Source organism: Candidatus Tisiphia endosymbiont of Ptychoptera albimana (assembly GCF_964026605.1).
Classification (GTDB): domain Bacteria; phylum Pseudomonadota; class Alphaproteobacteria; order Rickettsiales; family Rickettsiaceae; genus Tisiphia.
Window position 1 is genome coordinate 1,333,913 of sequence record NZ_OZ032164.1, and the last position, 15,145, is coordinate 1,349,057.

Below are 15,145 nucleotides of genomic sequence, written 5' to 3' on the forward strand. Positions count from 1 at the left end.
GGTTCTATCTATGCAATTGCTAATAGAGATTTCCAACGAGTATATACTCCACTGAATCGGTTGATGGAGTAATAGCTAATTTATAACCATATTCCGTAATTAAGTAGTAAGTGTAATATTCATGAACGTTTTCGATACTTACATCATCAATAGTTCTGTTTCCAAGCAAAATATCTGCTCTATCCTGATCAAGCCTGAGGTTTGGAGATGTTACTACAATCTTTATACCAATAAAATTGTCATTTTGTATCTCTAGTTCAATCTTAATAACAGCATCTCTGTATATATTGCTAGATGCCGCAACAATTAAACACATAATAATCTGAGCTATATTGTCATCGATATTTGTGCTGATTAACCTTGTGAACACTAGTTCAATATTATGATTTTTTGATTTTAAAAAATCAGTACTTAATCTATTAATTTCTGCAATAGCAATTTTGTTCCCCTCAGAAGGTAGAGAGTATACATAACGATGAAACTGTAAATAGCTCATGAGTCTATTTATACTATCCTGAACCAGTTTAGTAGCTTTCTCTTGATACTCTATAGTTTTTATTAACCCAATAGCATTATCTATAACACCTATTGATCCTGCAAAATCATGACATATTTTTTCATTTAAAGCTTGGCATAATTTTAGTGAATTTAGCATATTCTTAATAAACTCGTTTAGCTGGCGAAATGCTATCTACTTCATCTGTCAAAGTTGTAAGAGTTACAGGTTTGTAATCTAACTTCACCTTACCTTTCTCATCAATCCAAGCGAGTGTATGTTTCATCCATTCTTCATCATTACGCTCTGGGTAATCCTCCCTAGAATGAGCTCCCCTACTCTCTTTTCTAGCCGCTGCGCAGTGTACAGTAATTACCGCTTGATCTAATAAATTAGCTAGTTCTAATGCTTCAACCAAGTCGCTGTTCCATATTAATGATCTATCATTAACCTGAATATCAGCATATTCCTTTCTTGCTTGGTCAATCATTTCTATTCCTTCATCTAGAACCTCTTGAATTCTAAATACCGCTGCATGATTTTGCATGATTTTTTGCATTTTAAGTCTTAAGTCAGCTACTGGTAGACCCCCTTTAGCATGACGTATACCATCAAATCTGCTAATTATTTTATCCAATATAGACTCCGGCAAGCTTTTATGCTTTTGCCCTACTTTAACAATTTCAGCAGCTTTTTGTGCTGCGGCTCTACCAAATACTACTAAATCAAGCAGAGAGTTTGAGCCTAATCGATTAGCTCCATGTACTGAAACGCAAGCAGCCTCACCAATTGACATTAACCCAGGAATAATCTTGTTATGACCATCCTGATCTTTATCAATAACTTGCCCATGGTAATTTGTTGGTATTCCCCCCATATTATAATGCACTGTTGGTAATACAGGTATTGGCTGAAGAGTTACATCAATACCAGCAAAAATTTTAGCCGTCTCTGAAATACCGGGTAAACGTTCGTGAAGAATTTCCGGCGGTAAATGATCTAAATGTAAGAATACATGATCTTTATGCTCTCCTACCCCTCTATTTTCTCTGATTTCCATGGTAATAGCTCTTGATACTACATCTCTTGAAGCAAGATCCTTAGCAGCGGGAGCATATCGTTCCATAAATCGCTCTCCATTAGAATTTACTAAATACCCCCCTTCTCCTCTAGCACCTTCGGTAATTAAGCAACCAGCTCCATATATACCAGTTGGGTGGAATTGGACAAATTCCATATCTTGCAAGGCAATAGAACTTCTTGCCGCCATGCCACCTCCATCACCAGTACAAGTATGAGCACTTGTTGCAGAAAAATAAGCTCTACCATACCCGCCAGTAGCTAATACCACTAAGTGAGCATGGAAACAGTGAATTGTTCCGTCATCAAGATTCCAAGCAACTACCCCTACACATTCTCCATTATTCATTAATAAATCAAGGGCAAAATATTCGATAAAAAACTGGGCTTTATTTTTTAAAGCCTGTTGATATAAAGTATGTAATATTGCATGACCAGTACGATCTGCTGCAGCACAAGTCCTTTGAGCTGCTTGTCCCTTACCATAATTTGTTGTCATGCCACCAAAGGGACGTTGATAAATTTTGCCTTCTTCTGTTCGAGAAAAAGGTACTCCATAATGCTCAAGCTCTAGCACTGCTGCAGCTGCATGTTTACACATATACTCAATCGCGTCTTGATCACCCAACCAATCCGAGCCTTTTACTGTATCGTACATATGCCAACGCCAATCATCTTGCCCCATATTACCAAGAGAAGCACTAATGCCCCCTTGGGCAGCCACAGTATGACTCCTAGTTGGAAAAACCTTACTAATGCAAGCAGTATTTAAGCCCTCTTTCGCCATACCAAAAGTAGCCCTAAGACCAGCCCCACCTGCTCCAACTACCACTACATCAAATTCATGGTGGATAATATTATAAGATTTAGACATTTATATAAATTCCTTTTGTTTGTAATAATCCTTTTGTTCATAGTACCCTACATTTTTTATATAACCACTATTAAAATGGCTGCTGATCGTCTATTAGCGAGGAGGCGATGAAATCGCCGACGTGGCAATCTCATGAAATAATATCTACCTTTATTAGGCGACCTCGAGGTAATTTAAGCTCTTCTTCACAAGATTGCCACGTCGGCACTTTGTGCCTCCTCGCAATGACGGTTTTTGCTAAAACCTTTTCATGTTAGTTATACATCGAATTCAGGTAAATATTAAACCTTAACTGGCATAATCACAAAAACATCTTTAGGATTCTGAAGGGTTTTCAATAACATTGGTGATGATGCATTTAAAAAGTATAGCTCAACTTGGTTTGCTTTAGTAGCACTTAACACAGCACTTAGTGCATCAGTAAGATATTTAGGATTAAAACCTATAGACAGAGTATCTTCATGATCAAAAATGCATAAATTACTTTCATCTAGAGAACATGGTATACATTCTTTAGCCACACCTCTTGTTTCTCCAGAAGCGGTAATTTCAAGCAAGTCTTTTGATAAAATCAATTTTATTGCTTGAAATTTGTCTATAGTTATTGTCGCTACTCTATCTATAGCATCAGCTAGCAACTTGGTATTAATAGTAAGTTTATAGTTGTTCTCTACTGGGATAAAAGCTTGATAGTCCGGAAAAGTTCCATCAATTAGTTTTGATACCATTATAATATCATTACAAACAAATTTAATCCTATTAACACTTAGAAAAATTTCAGTCTCTAGTTGGATATTCTTAGGATCTTTCAATATCTTAACAATTTCCTCGAGAGTCTTTTTAGGTAAAATAACTCCAAATTCGCTAGCATTATTGGCTATTTTTACTACTGACACTGATAATCTATGCCCATCGGTGCTAGCCATACAACATTCTTCATCTTTTACGTAGAAATAAACACCATTAAGATTATAACGAGTTTCATCAACGGATACCGAAAACAAAGTACCGTCGATCATTTTAACAAAATCACTACAAGATATTTTTAAAGTAGCTTCAACATTAATATCATCTAACGCAGGGAACTGGTTAGCATGTAGGGTTAGTAGGTTAAAAGCACAATTCTTTCCTAGAATTTCAAGTTGATCTGTTTCATTTGAGACACTAAGTGTTACATCATTATCAGATATCTTTCTTATTATGTCATTTAATGTTTTAGTAGATACCATTATTTCGCCTTCACTTATTACTTGAGCTGCTACTTTTTGGCTTAAATATATTTCCATGTTAGTAGTTATTAGCTCTAGCTTACCATCCTTAGATGATAATTTAACATGACTAAGCTCAGCAATTACGTTACGTTTTTCTACCACAGAATTGGCAAAAGCCAAAGCATGAGTTAATGTTTTTGTCTCAACTATTGTTTTTAAGTTATTATTATTCATAGTATTTATCCATAATTAACCTCAGTGCAAACTTACTCTTGAAGTAGGAGAAGTATACATATTATATACTATCTAACAAATAAATACAAATATGTTTCCCATGTAGTTGATTCTCATCTAGTGTTATTTATCCTTTAATTACAATGGTGGATAATATGGTACGGTTATATAATTCTCCAGTATGACAGGAACGTCGATAACTTGGATATTTCTCAGGGGTAGTATATGTATCTTCTAGCATCCTTGTTATATCTTTAATACTAGCTTCTTGCAGTTGAAGTTCTACATAAGCTGGTAAATCGAACATATAATGCTTTGTTCTCAAAGAGCTACTAAAAAACTTTGAGTTCTTAGCCCGTTGCTTTATAAAATTATCGTAAAATTCTTGGTCTACCTCATAAGAATATTGTTGAATACTAGGGCAAATAATAGCTTTAATATTTTTTGCTCCTTTCTCATGCATTAGTTTTACCAAATTATTAGTGATACCAGCTTTAGCTCCACGCCAACCACAATGAGCTGCCCCTATAACCTTACCATCTTCGCTACTAAGTAGAATAGGAACGCAATCAGCAGTTTGTACTGTTAGTACTAGATTTTTTTTGGTAGTAACTGCCCCATCAGCTTCCGGATCAGTCTCAATATCACTATCAGCATCAATAACTTTGTTACCATGAACTTGCTGTAGGATAACAATGTTCTTGGCATCATAATGTTTAACTACTGTTAGCCGATTATTCTCGACACTTTCTAATATCCTAGAATCACCCAACTTATTTTTTTTACTATAAATATGACTAGATTGCTTGAAGCTTCCATCAAAAATTTTATAATAAACTTTATTTTTTATAAACTCATCCACATGACCACCCTACAGCAATTTATCCATACACTATCAGATCATTTGAAAAAGAACAATGCTTTACAAAAAATCATTAAGAAATTTCGAACAGACTACTCGCTAATAGCTTGCATCGGAGTGGAAATAGAATTTTATTTAAGTAAAAATATTAATCCACTCGAATTTCAAACTTTACTTGGAATAGCCGTTAAGAAAGAAAAAGGAGCTAATCAATTTGAGGTAGATTTGCCGCCTTCTACTAATATAATTGAGTATATAGAAAAAATTAGTAGCACTAAGTCTAAAATACAAATTATTGCAGAAAAATTACGAGGTAATGTAAATTTTTCTGCCAAACCATTTGCAAGCGATTATGGTAGTAGTATGCATTTTCATGTAAATTTTATATCTCCAAATAATTTGGAGAATTGTATACTTAATATTGATCTAATGGCTCAAAGTATCTGTCATTATATGCTTGACACTTTCTTGATATTCATGCCAAATGAAGATGATTATCTTCGTTTGGATAAGAATTTTATGGCACCAACTAATGTATCTTTTGGTAATAATAATAGAACTGTTGCACTGCGCATCCCTGACCTCTCTCCTAAAAGACTAGAACATAGAATAGCAAATCCACTCACTGATCCTTATTTGGCAATTTTTACTATTTTAAACTCTATATTTCTAGGTCTAAAATTTCCTGATAAAATAAATAATATCAACAAAATATATGGCAATGCTTTTGATCAACAATATAATTTAGTGTCATTCCCCAAATCATTAACAGAAGCATTAGAGCTATTTAATTTGGAGTTTTTTATATATACTCAATAGACAAAGAGAACTAGCTACTCTAGAATCACTACTAGAAATAATGAAGAAATTATAGTGTTACAAACTTTAAAAAAAAATACTTTAAAAATCGGTAAGTGCCAAGTTCAATTATTACCTTTATTACTTACTATATTAGCATTTGTAATTCTCTTATCACTTGGGTTTTGGCAAATTGCTAGATTACAGGAAAAAGAACTGTTTTTAAGTTCAATGAAAAATAATCTTAATAATCCGTCAATTAATATAAAAACACTTAGTGGAAATAAATTATATGCTAAAATAAGAGTGAACGGTCATTTTCTAGAGGGTAAGAATTTACATCTTTATGGACGCAGATCAATGTCCACTGAAAAAGATGGTTATTATTTAGTTACCCCATTTCAAACTGATGATAACAAGATAATCTTGGTTGTACTAGGGTGGTTTGCTGGGAGGCATAAAAAAAATATTGATAATATAATAGATAACTCTATGGAAATCACAGGTGTAATTCTTCCCGGTGAAAAAACAAAGCTGTTTGTACTGGATAATGATGTTAAAAATAATGTTTGGTTTACCTTGGATTTAACTCAAGCCTCTGATGTTCTTGGCTTAAAATTAGAAGATTTTTATTTAGTTATGGAGGGTAATAACAATCGATCTGATATTCTTAAAAGTTTGTCGATTGAAAATTTGCTGAATGTCAGAAATGATCATTTAGAATATGCCATAACTTGGTTTGCATTAGCGATCTCGTTAGCAGTAATTTTTGTAATTTATAATTTGTCTAAAAAAGAAATAAAATAAATATAAAGGAGTAGTTATGACATTAAAAATAGGCGATACTGCACCAAATTTCACTATGCCAATAGATAATAATAGTACAGTTAATTTGTCAGATTTAGCAGGAAAAGTTGTTGTATTATATTTTTATCCTAAAGATGATACACCAGGTTGTACTATCGAAGCCGGTGACTTTAATAAATTAAAACTAGAATTTGAAAAAATGAATGCTGTCATTATTGGTGTATCAAAGGATGACTTAAATTCTCACGATAAATTCAAGAAAAAATATTGTTTGGACTTTGATCTTGCATCAGATTCTAATTCCGATACTTGTGAAAAATATGGAGTTTGGGTAGAAAAATCAATGTTTGGTAAAAAATATATGGGAGTTAATAGAGCTACTTTCTTAATAGATAAAAAAGGCAAGATAGCTTACATTTGGTCAAAAGTACAAGTGGCTGGACATGCTGAAGACGTATTAAATCAAGTACGGAAAATAATAGACTTACTGCATAAGTCAATCTAGTTGGTGATTTTGTCGTCGAAACTCGCCTCCGCTCCTCACGTACGTCTGTGTACGCGAAGGTAGCCGGCTTCGTTTCTCCTAAAAATCCCTCAACTATCTTTGATTTATGCAGCAAGTCTAATATAAACATGTCTATATTTTAACAGTCTATTTTCCAAGAACATATACAAAAGTGAACAAAAACAACCATACTACATCGACAAAATGCCAGTACCAAGCTGCAAATTCAAAACCCAAATGACCATTACCTTTTACAAAGTCACCTCGCCGCACTCTATAATAACAAACACTTAGAAATATAGTGCCAATTATCACGTGAACACCATGGAAACCGGTTGCTAGATAAAAATTAGAAGAATAGATACCATCTTTAAATTTAAAAGTTGCATGATGATATTCATAAGCTTGCATTAAACTAAATAATACACCAAGTATTATGGTAAAGCTAAGAGCGGTCATACAATCCTTTTGGTTATTTTCCTCAAGAGCATAATGTGCCCAAGTTACTGTTGTACCGGACAACAAAAGAATCAATGTGTTAATAAAAGGAATGTCAAAAGGATCAAATGTTTGAATACCAGCAGGAGGCCATACACCAGGTTTTATCACCCATATACCATCTAGCACTCCTACAGGGAAAAGACTTGCCTTAAAAAATGATCCAAAAAATACAGCAAAAAACATTATCTCTGACAAGATAAATAGTGCCATACCTATTCTTAAACCAATTCTTACTGGCTGCGTATGATGTTTTCCAATTAATCCCTCTTTAATTACATCACTCCACCATGAATATAAACAAAAAATCACTGAAAGAATACCAGCTCCAAAAACATACTCACCAAATCTATATGCATGCATAAACATTATGCTACCGCTAGCTAAAAGCAATAAGGCAAATGAAGTTAGGATTGGCCAAGGACTCGGATCAACGAGATGAAATAGATGTTGTTTTTCTTCTAAAGAAACAACATCATTGTTTTTAATAGATATATGTAACATAACAAACTCATAAGCAATTCACTGCTTGGTTATTTTATGCTATCTTCTGTAAATATCAAGAATATACTCAACAGACGCGAATTCGGGATAAGAATTAGTTAATTCTTATCCTGAACTGGGGTAATTACAATTAATACACTTCAGGAGGAGCGTGTGAAAAATCTGAGCCTCTTCCATCACACGGTACTTCTTGAGCTAAAGCTTCTTGACCACAAGTATTATAATCATTATCAGGTATAAACATCTTACTAAAAGAGTTAAGAAGCATATTTTGAGAATTAGTTAACTCAGGTATTTCATCCATATGATTACCGTTGATGATTGAGCTAATCCGACCGGATAAAGCTTCAATTTGTGTATTATCTAATACTTGTAAGAACATTTCTAGAAGCTGAGATTCCCTAGGAGTTAAAGTACTCAAGCTTTTTTGTAAAGTTTCATATTGACTATCATTTAAATCTTTAATCAATAATTGTTGTTTATCACATTCTTTCGATATTACACGATTACTAACAGTACTGGAAGCATTATTATCTTGTCCTTCATCAGTATTATCGTTCTCTACTAACTCACTAAAAACATTAGATTCGTCAATATTTGTTGCTTTTAGACTCTCTTCTCTATTGACACCCTCAACTAATGTTTTACAGAGACTCACAAGTAATTCTTTGTTATTTGCCACATATTGCTTACCAGCTTCTTTTAATTTAGCTATATTAGCCGAACTAGAATTGTCTAACTTTGAGCATTCTTTTGGTAGAGGAAGTAAGAGCTCTATAAATTCCCCATCTCCCGGTAGATCTCGTTTAACTTCCTTGGTAGAAGCTGCCTCACTAGCACGCATAAGTTTATCTACTATTTTTCCAGTAGTCCCCCAACCTATCATACCATCAAATGATTTTGATGGTATCACTTTCTCCGTATCCGTTATTGCAAAATTTATTGAACAAACCATCGTACGATCTAACATTTCTCTTTGTTCAATACTACTCAATCCCTCTTTAAGAGTCCTTAGAGCTGCTGCCGCTGGACGATTAGCACCTAACCCTCCATCAACAAAAGCACTCTCACCATCCTCGCTAATAACAGGTTTAAAATAGGTAGGAGCTGCTGCAGTAGCAAGAACTACATCTCTTTTATTAGCAAGTTGACTAGTAGGATCAGAACTATCAAAGAGCTTATGAGGATCATTTTTTCCACTCACGTCAAAAACAGGTACCATGATACGAGCTGTAGTCTCAGTGTCAGAAAATTTACTATCACCCAAATATTCTTTTAATATTTCTTTAAGAGGGCTTTGGCTATATTTATGTTTAACTAATTTATCTAGCACTCCACCAGTATGATACCACTTTTGTGGAAAAATATTCTCAGCACTACTTTCAAATATTTCTAAGGCTTGTTTTGCTGAAAAAAGTGGTTTCTTTGATCCTTCCTCTTTAGGGATTGTTAATAAAGTTGCAATTAATCCACCAACACTAGTGCCAGCAATAATATTAAATAATTCAGATATAGGTTTGCCTGTCATTTCCTCAATTTCTGCAAGTACAACCAACTCAGCAATTCCCTTAACTCCACCACCTGAGATAGAGAGAATCCTATTTTCTTGTATTTTATCTATTCCTCTCTCTTGTATTTTATCTATTTTATTCAATTTTGCTTCACCTATGTCTGCCATAATTATAACTCACTAAATAAAAAACATTTTATATACTCGATAAAAATCGAGAATTGTGTTGTCGTCTTCAGGGATCGTAGGTAGCCACGTACTAAATGTACGCCTAGCACCTCGACCCTTTGATTCCTGCTACTAATCATGATTTTGATTCTATCGTCTATCAACTCTTCAGTTACGAGCAGTATACAACATACATAGTGGAAGAGCTTGTCAAAAAGATCAAGTTATAGATGATACAAACTACTAATTATTATCTACCTGTATTGTATAATAATCACTATATACTAAATAGTAATTAACTTTCCTGTAATATATATAACTTGTCGCAAGAAAATAAAATTATTTTACACTTTATAAGTTGGTTAAGTAGTCTATAATCCGATTTAATTAAATTTGATTGATAAGATATAGATGAGCAAACCTAAATCCGTTTTTTTATCAGCAATTTCAGGAAATATACTAGAATATTATGATTTCACAGTATATTCAGTATTTGCATTAGTAATTGGTCACACATTTTTTCCTTCAAGCTCAAAATTTTTACAAATATTATGGACTCTCGGGGTATTTGCAGTAGGATTCATTACTAGACCAATTGGTGGTATATTTTTTGGTTATGTTGGCGATAAATATGGAAGGCGTATAGCCTTAATTATTTCCATGCTTGGTATGACTATACCAACATTTACTATGGGACTAATTCCTTCCTATCATGACATAGGAGTTTATGCACCGATAATATTAATCATAATGCGTCTTTTTCAAGGCTTATGTATTAGTGGTGAAGGAGCTGGAGCTGCCATTTTTATTCTAGAACATCATCAAAATTTACGACCAGGTTTTACTGCTGGTTTAGTACATGGCTCAAATATGGCTGGTACGTTAATAGCCACTCTTGTAGGAATTATTATTGGACAATATTTTTATCATTTTGATTTTGCTTGGCGTTTTGCATTTTTACTAGGCGGAGTTATGGGGCTTGTTGGTTTCTATTTGCGTCTTCGTGTATCAGAGACTCCAATTTTTAAAATGTTATCTGAACAAAAGAAAACTTTAAAAGCACCTTTTATCAACGTAGTTAAGACAGCTTGGAAAGCGATGTTTTTAACCTTTTGTACAGGTGCAGTTGCTAGTAGCGTCGTCTATTTAGTAAAAACCTACATTAATGTGTATTACCAGGATGTTATGCATTTTGATAATACAACTTCCCTTATTTATTCATTATATGCAAATTTTATAGCGATGGTATCTATGCCATTATTTGGTGGATTAACTGATATTATTGGAAAATTTAAGACTTTAGCTTTAGTAAGCTTAGCGATCTTGATATTGGCTTTACCTATTTTGTTATCTATGTCATTACCGTTCATGTGGCAACAAATTCTAGCACTAACTATCTTAGGTATTCTTAGTGGGGCAATAGCTGGGGCAGCCTATAGCTTTATTATATCTTTATTTACTCCTGAACAAAAATTTTCAGGGGTATCCTTTAGTTATAATTTGGGTATTACTATATTTGGTGGCACTTCTCCTCTTATTTCTCGTTGGCTTGTTGAAAAAACAGGCTTGTTTTATGCTCCTGCCTTTTATATTATGACTATTTCTAGTATATTTTTAGTTATCATTTATTTTATGAGAAATGAAATAAGACGTCTACTTAGCAGGAATTCTTTCAAAACTAGAAAGAGATATAATAAGTTGTTTTAACATTCCCACTATAGTGATGGTATAAATTATTATGATTAGCAACAAAGAGAAAGTAGTAACATGGTTTACAAATTTACGTGATCAAGTATGTACTGAATTCGAGAAAATTGAACTTGAATATAGTAAGGTGCAAGGTTTAGCTGCTGCGAGATTCATACGAACACCATGGGACAGAAAAAACGGCGGTGGTGGCGTAATGTCTGTAATGCGTGGTAACTTATTCGAGAAAGTTGGGGTGAATATTTCTACAGTTTTTGGAGAATTATCTCCAGAGTTTAGTAAAAATATACTGGGTACGGAAAATAGTAGGCAATTCTTTGCTACTGGTATTTCTATCGTGGCTCATCTTACTTCTCCATTGATACCAGCGGTACATTTCAACACCCGCTATATTGAAACTGCTAATCATTGGTTTGGCGGTGGTGGAGACCTAACGCCATTTTACCCTAATGAAAATGAGACGACAAAATTTCATAATGCTTTTAAACATGCTTGTGATAAACATGATCCAAATTATTATCCTAAATTTACAAAACAATGTGATGAGTATTTTTACTTAAAACATAGAAATGAGCCAAGGGGAGTAGGCGGTATATTTTATGATTATTTAAATACTGGAAATTTTAATAATGATTTTTCTTTTACTAAGGACGTGGGACAAACATTCTTAACAGTATATCCTGAAATTGTTAGAACAAAGATGCTACTGCCTTGGACTAATGAACAAAAGGATTATCAATTAGTGCGTCGTGGTAGATATGTTGAATTTAACTTATTATATGATCGTGGGACAATGTTTGGCTTAATGACAAATGGCAACGTTGAAGCAATATTAATGTCTCTGCCCCCAGAAGTACGCTGGTAGCTTTTATAATAAATATCAAATTTGTGCAAAAGGTAAAAGCCACTATTATAGAACCTTTTTCACTCATTATTAAATCCTTAGACTCTCAAGTAATTGGTGCATTCGATTGGATTCGAACCAACGACCTCTGCCTTCGGAGGGCAACGCTCTATCCAGCTGAGCTACGAATGCTTAATTTATTGCTGCTTCTCAAACATGAAAATACAATAGATATTTTTCGCTAATAGCAACTACTGATCGTAACTTTTAAATTACCCTATGGCTTTATCTGAGAGAAGAATTTTTAACCTAACAAATATGGGGCGAATGACGGGACTTGAACCCGCGACCCTCAGATCCACAATCTGATGCTCTAACCAACTGAGCTACATCCGCCATGTAACCTGCGTTAAAGTAAATTATTATCACCCATAAGTCAAGTATATTCAAACCAAGTTACCATGACTTAATACTTTTATTCTTAGAATTTTTGCTGTCATAATTATATGATATTATTTTACTAATTCATCTAACTTACCTTCTTCTTCAAGTTTATGAAGAGCGTCACATCCACCAATATGCTTATCATTAATAAATATTTGTGGTAATGTACGTTGTCCATTAGCTTTAGCTTGCAACTCTGATCTTTGCTTGTCACTATAATTGTCTACGATTATTTCTTGATAAGGTATATTTTTTTGATCAAGTAGCTTTTTGGCCTTAGTGCAATAGGGACAATATGTTAATGTATAAATGATGACCGTATAAAAAAGAATGCTTTTCATAAGAGTTACCCTATATTAATTGGTTATAAAACTATTATCCACATATAATAAACTTTTAGCAAGTTACAAGTTAATGATAAATAAGTTTTCAATAGTATCTAAATATAGTCCAGCTGGCGATCAGCCAAAAGCAATTAATGAAATCGTTAAAGGTCTTGAATCTAGAATGCGTTCACAAATACTCTTTGGTATTACTGGTTCTGGTAAGACCTTTACTATGGCAAATATTATTGAGAGAACCGGTCGACCATCGCTTATTATGGTACATAATAAGACATTAGCTGCACAAATTTATTCAGAAATGAAGGCAATTTTTCCCAATAATGCCGTTGAATATTTTGTATCATATTATGATTATTTCCAACCTGAAGCATATATTGCAAAAACCGATACTTATATAGAAAAAGATTCTTCGATAAATGAACAAATAGATTTATTAAGACACTCTGCTACTAGGTCACTGCTGGAACGTCGGGATGTAATTGTTGTATCCTCAGTTTCTTGTATTTATGGTCTTGGTTCACCAAATCTTTATTATCAGATGACAATAAGCCTTAAGTCTGGAGAAACTTATGCTAGAGATAAATTGCTTAATGACTTAGTAAATTTACAATATGAGCGTAATGATGTGGGGTTTGAACGCGGTACGTTTAGGGTAAAAGGTGATAATATTGATATATTTCCAGTACATTATAACGATAAAGCTTGGCGATTGTCATTTTTTGGCAATGAACTTGAATATATAAGCGAATTTGATCCGCTTACAGGTGAAAAATTAGCTAAATTGGATCAAGCTGTGATTTATGCTAAATCTCACTTTGTAACACCTAAAGAAGTAGTACAAAATGCTATATCACAAATTGAAGAGGAATTACAACGACGTTTAGAATTTCTTAAAGCACACGATAAATTAGTAGAGGCTCAAAGATTAAATCAACGTACCCAATATGATATGGAAATGATGATGGAAACTGGTAGCTGTAAAGGTATTGAAAACTACTCTAGATTCCTGACTGGTAAAGCAAACGGACAGCCCCCACCAACTTTGTTTGAATATCTACCTAAGGATGCTTTATTATTTGTTGATGAAAGTCACGTATCTGTTCCACAAATTAGAGCAATGTATAATGGTGATAGGGCAAGAAAAGAAGTATTAGTGGAACACGGGTTTCGCCTTCCATCAGCCTTAGATAATAGACCATTAAAATTTGAGGAATGGCAAGATTTTAGACCTCAAACGGTTTTTGTTTCGGCTACACCGGGGTCTTTCGAATTGGAAGAAACAGCAGGAGTTACGGTTGAGCAAATTATTAGACCAACGGGACTACTAGACCCAGAATGTATTATAAAACCAGCGACTAACCAAGTTGAAGATTTGATAAGTGAGATTCAATATACGATAAATAAAGGGTTTCGTGTTTTAGTGACAACATTAACTAAAAAAATGTCAGAAGATTTAACAAATTATCTACAAGAATTAGGGTATAAAGTATCATATTTGCACTCTAATGTTCATACTCTTGAACGTATGGAAATCATAAGAGATTTACGCCAAGGTACTATAGATATTATTGTTGGTATTAATTTATTGCGAGAAGGTTTAGATATTCCAGAATGTGGACTTGTTGCGATACTTGATGCTGATAAAGAAGGTTTTTTGCGTTCTGAAGTCTCATTAATTCAAACTATCGGCAGGGCTGCAAGGAATAGTCAAGGAAGAGTAATACTCTACGCAGATCGCAACACCAAGTCTATTGATAAGGCTGTAGGTGAGACATATAGAAGAAGAAAAATTCAGGAGGAATATAATAGGCAACATGGTATAGTACCGCAGACAATTAATCACCATATCCATGCACTAATCGAATTAGAAAAATTGGATAGTAAGTTAGATAAAAAAAAACAAACTCATATATTATTGGACAATCCAATGAAATTGAAAGCTCATATCGATAGATTAAAGAAGGAAATGTATGAAAAGGCTAGTAATTTAGAATTTGAACAGGCGGCAAAAATACGAGATCAAATTAATGTACTAGAAGAAGCAGCCTTAGAGCTAACTTAATTTAAAGTACTTTCTGTTCCAATTAACCATTAGTTTGGGATAAGAATAAGCCTTTTAAAGAATGAGTAATAGTAGAGTAATAGTAATGTACTGGTTAGGGGATGAACAAAATAAGCAATACCGCAAAAATAATGAAAACAGCTATTAGTGGATCATAAAAATCTGTTATATTTATAGATATAACCGAATTTGGAATA

13 protein-coding genes and 2 tRNA genes are annotated in these 15,145 nt (G+C 33.6%); 6 read left to right on the forward strand and 9 right to left on the reverse strand.

Annotated features, from left to right (window positions below):
• Positions 1-19 precede the first annotated feature (19 nt).
• The 4 genes from AAGD36_RS06375 to pgeF form a co-directional block, all read right to left on the reverse strand.
• Entirely contained in the window at positions 20-655 is a 636-nt protein-coding gene (locus tag AAGD36_RS06375) for a histidine phosphotransferase family protein (protein ID WP_341755353.1), read from the reverse strand.
• Positions 656-659: 4 nt separating this feature from the next.
• The gene (gene sdhA / locus AAGD36_RS06380) at positions 660-2,450 is read right to left on the reverse strand and encodes a succinate dehydrogenase flavoprotein subunit (RefSeq protein WP_341755354.1); all 1,791 of its coding nucleotides are present in this window, start codon (positions 2,448-2,450) and stop codon (positions 660-662) included.
• 281 nt (positions 2,451-2,731) lie between these two features.
• A complete protein-coding gene (gene dnaN / locus AAGD36_RS06385; protein ID WP_341755355.1) occupies positions 2,732-3,895 on the reverse strand; it encodes a DNA polymerase III subunit beta in 1,164 nt (387 codons plus the stop codon).
• 127 nt (positions 3,896-4,022) lie between these two features.
• The gene (gene pgeF / locus AAGD36_RS06390) at positions 4,023-4,757 is read right to left on the reverse strand and encodes a peptidoglycan editing factor PgeF (protein WP_341755356.1); all 735 of its coding nucleotides are present in this window, start codon (positions 4,755-4,757) and stop codon (positions 4,023-4,025) included.
• Here pgeF and AAGD36_RS06395 point away from each other — a divergent pair, their 5' ends adjacent.
• The 3 genes from AAGD36_RS06395 to bcp all read left to right on the forward strand — a co-directional run bounded on the left by AAGD36_RS06395 (position 4,758) and on the right by bcp (position 6,867).
• Positions 4,758-5,576, forward strand: coding sequence for a glutamine synthetase (locus AAGD36_RS06395; protein WP_410521233.1), 819 nt, complete (start codon positions 4,758-4,760; stop codon positions 5,574-5,576).
• 87 nt (positions 5,577-5,663) lie between these two features.
• Positions 5,664-6,362 carry an SURF1 family protein gene (locus AAGD36_RS06400; RefSeq protein ID WP_410521258.1) on the forward strand — a complete coding sequence of 233 codons (699 nt, stop codon included), beginning with the start codon at positions 5,664-5,666 and terminating at the stop codon, positions 6,360-6,362.
• A gap of 16 nt (positions 6,363-6,378) precedes the next feature.
• The gene (bcp, locus tag AAGD36_RS06405; RefSeq protein WP_341755359.1) at positions 6,379-6,867 is read left to right on the forward strand and encodes a thioredoxin-dependent thiol peroxidase; all 489 of its coding nucleotides are present in this window, start codon (positions 6,379-6,381) and stop codon (positions 6,865-6,867) included.
• Positions 6,868-7,014: 147 nt separating this feature from the next.
• Here bcp and AAGD36_RS06410 read toward each other — a convergent pair whose 3' ends face one another.
• Both AAGD36_RS06410 and AAGD36_RS06415 read right to left on the reverse strand, forming a co-directional pair.
• Positions 7,015-7,869, reverse strand: a complete 855-nt coding sequence (locus AAGD36_RS06410; protein WP_341755360.1) for a cytochrome c oxidase subunit 3 — start codon at positions 7,867-7,869, stop codon at positions 7,015-7,017.
• Positions 7,870-7,999: 130 nt separating this feature from the next.
• Positions 8,000-9,547, reverse strand: a complete 1,548-nt coding sequence (locus AAGD36_RS06415) for a patatin-like phospholipase family protein (protein ID WP_341755361.1) — start codon at positions 9,545-9,547, stop codon at positions 8,000-8,002.
• Between the two features lie 411 nt (positions 9,548-9,958).
• Here AAGD36_RS06415 and AAGD36_RS06420 point away from each other — a divergent pair, with 411 nt between their 5' ends.
• Both AAGD36_RS06420 and hemF read left to right on the forward strand, forming a co-directional pair.
• The gene (locus AAGD36_RS06420) at positions 9,959-11,254 is read left to right on the forward strand and encodes an MFS transporter (protein WP_341755362.1); all 1,296 of its coding nucleotides are present in this window, start codon (positions 9,959-9,961) and stop codon (positions 11,252-11,254) included.
• Between the two features lie 28 nt (positions 11,255-11,282).
• Positions 11,283-12,119: an oxygen-dependent coproporphyrinogen oxidase gene (gene hemF / locus AAGD36_RS06425; RefSeq protein WP_410521259.1), complete on the forward strand. Its 837-nt coding sequence runs from the start codon at positions 11,283-11,285 to the stop codon at positions 12,117-12,119.
• A 94-nt stretch (positions 12,120-12,213) separates the two neighbouring features.
• Here hemF and AAGD36_RS06430 read toward each other — a convergent pair.
• The 3 genes from AAGD36_RS06430 to grxC form a co-directional block, all read right to left on the reverse strand.
• Positions 12,214-12,290: transfer RNA gene (locus tag AAGD36_RS06430), tRNA-Arg, on the reverse strand.
• A gap of 127 nt (positions 12,291-12,417) precedes the next feature.
• Positions 12,418-12,494: transfer RNA gene (locus AAGD36_RS06435), tRNA-His, on the reverse strand.
• 116 nt (positions 12,495-12,610) lie between these two features.
• Positions 12,611-12,883: a glutaredoxin 3 gene (gene grxC, locus AAGD36_RS06440; protein WP_341755364.1), complete on the reverse strand. Its 273-nt coding sequence runs from the start codon at positions 12,881-12,883 to the stop codon at positions 12,611-12,613.
• 76 nt (positions 12,884-12,959) lie between these two features.
• Here grxC and uvrB point away from each other — a divergent pair, with 76 nt between their 5' ends.
• Complete coding sequence (gene uvrB / locus AAGD36_RS06445; RefSeq protein ID WP_341756027.1) at positions 12,960-14,948, forward strand: excinuclease ABC subunit UvrB; 1,989 nt, start codon at positions 12,960-12,962, stop codon at positions 14,946-14,948.
• The last annotated feature ends 197 nt before the right edge of the window (positions 14,949-15,145 follow it).

Coding starts and splice junctions, on each gene's coding strand:
- AAGD36_RS06375 (WP_341755353.1), bottom strand. CDS start 655: ATGCTAAATTCACTAAAATTATGCCAAGCTTTAAATGAAAAAATATGT.
- dnaN (WP_341755355.1), bottom strand. CDS start 3,895: ATGAATAATAATAACTTAAAAACAATAGTTGAGACAAAAACATTAACT.
- grxC (WP_341755364.1), bottom strand. CDS start 12,883: ATGAAAAGCATTCTTTTTTATACGGTCATCATTTATACATTAACATAT.
- sdhA (WP_341755354.1), bottom strand. CDS start 2,450: ATGTCTAAATCTTATAATATTATCCACCATGAATTTGATGTAGTGGTA.
- AAGD36_RS06420 (WP_341755362.1), top strand. CDS start 9,959: ATGAGCAAACCTAAATCCGTTTTTTTATCAGCAATTTCAGGAAATATA.
- AAGD36_RS06415 (WP_341755361.1), bottom strand. CDS start 9,547: ATGGCAGACATAGGTGAAGCAAAATTGAATAAAATAGATAAAATACAA.
- bcp (WP_341755359.1), top strand. CDS start 6,379: ATGACATTAAAAATAGGCGATACTGCACCAAATTTCACTATGCCAATA.
- AAGD36_RS06410 (WP_341755360.1), bottom strand. CDS start 7,869: ATGTTACATATATCTATTAAAAACAATGATGTTGTTTCTTTAGAAGAA.
- AAGD36_RS06395 (WP_410521233.1), top strand. CDS start 4,758: ATGACCACCCTACAGCAATTTATCCATACACTATCAGATCATTTGAAA.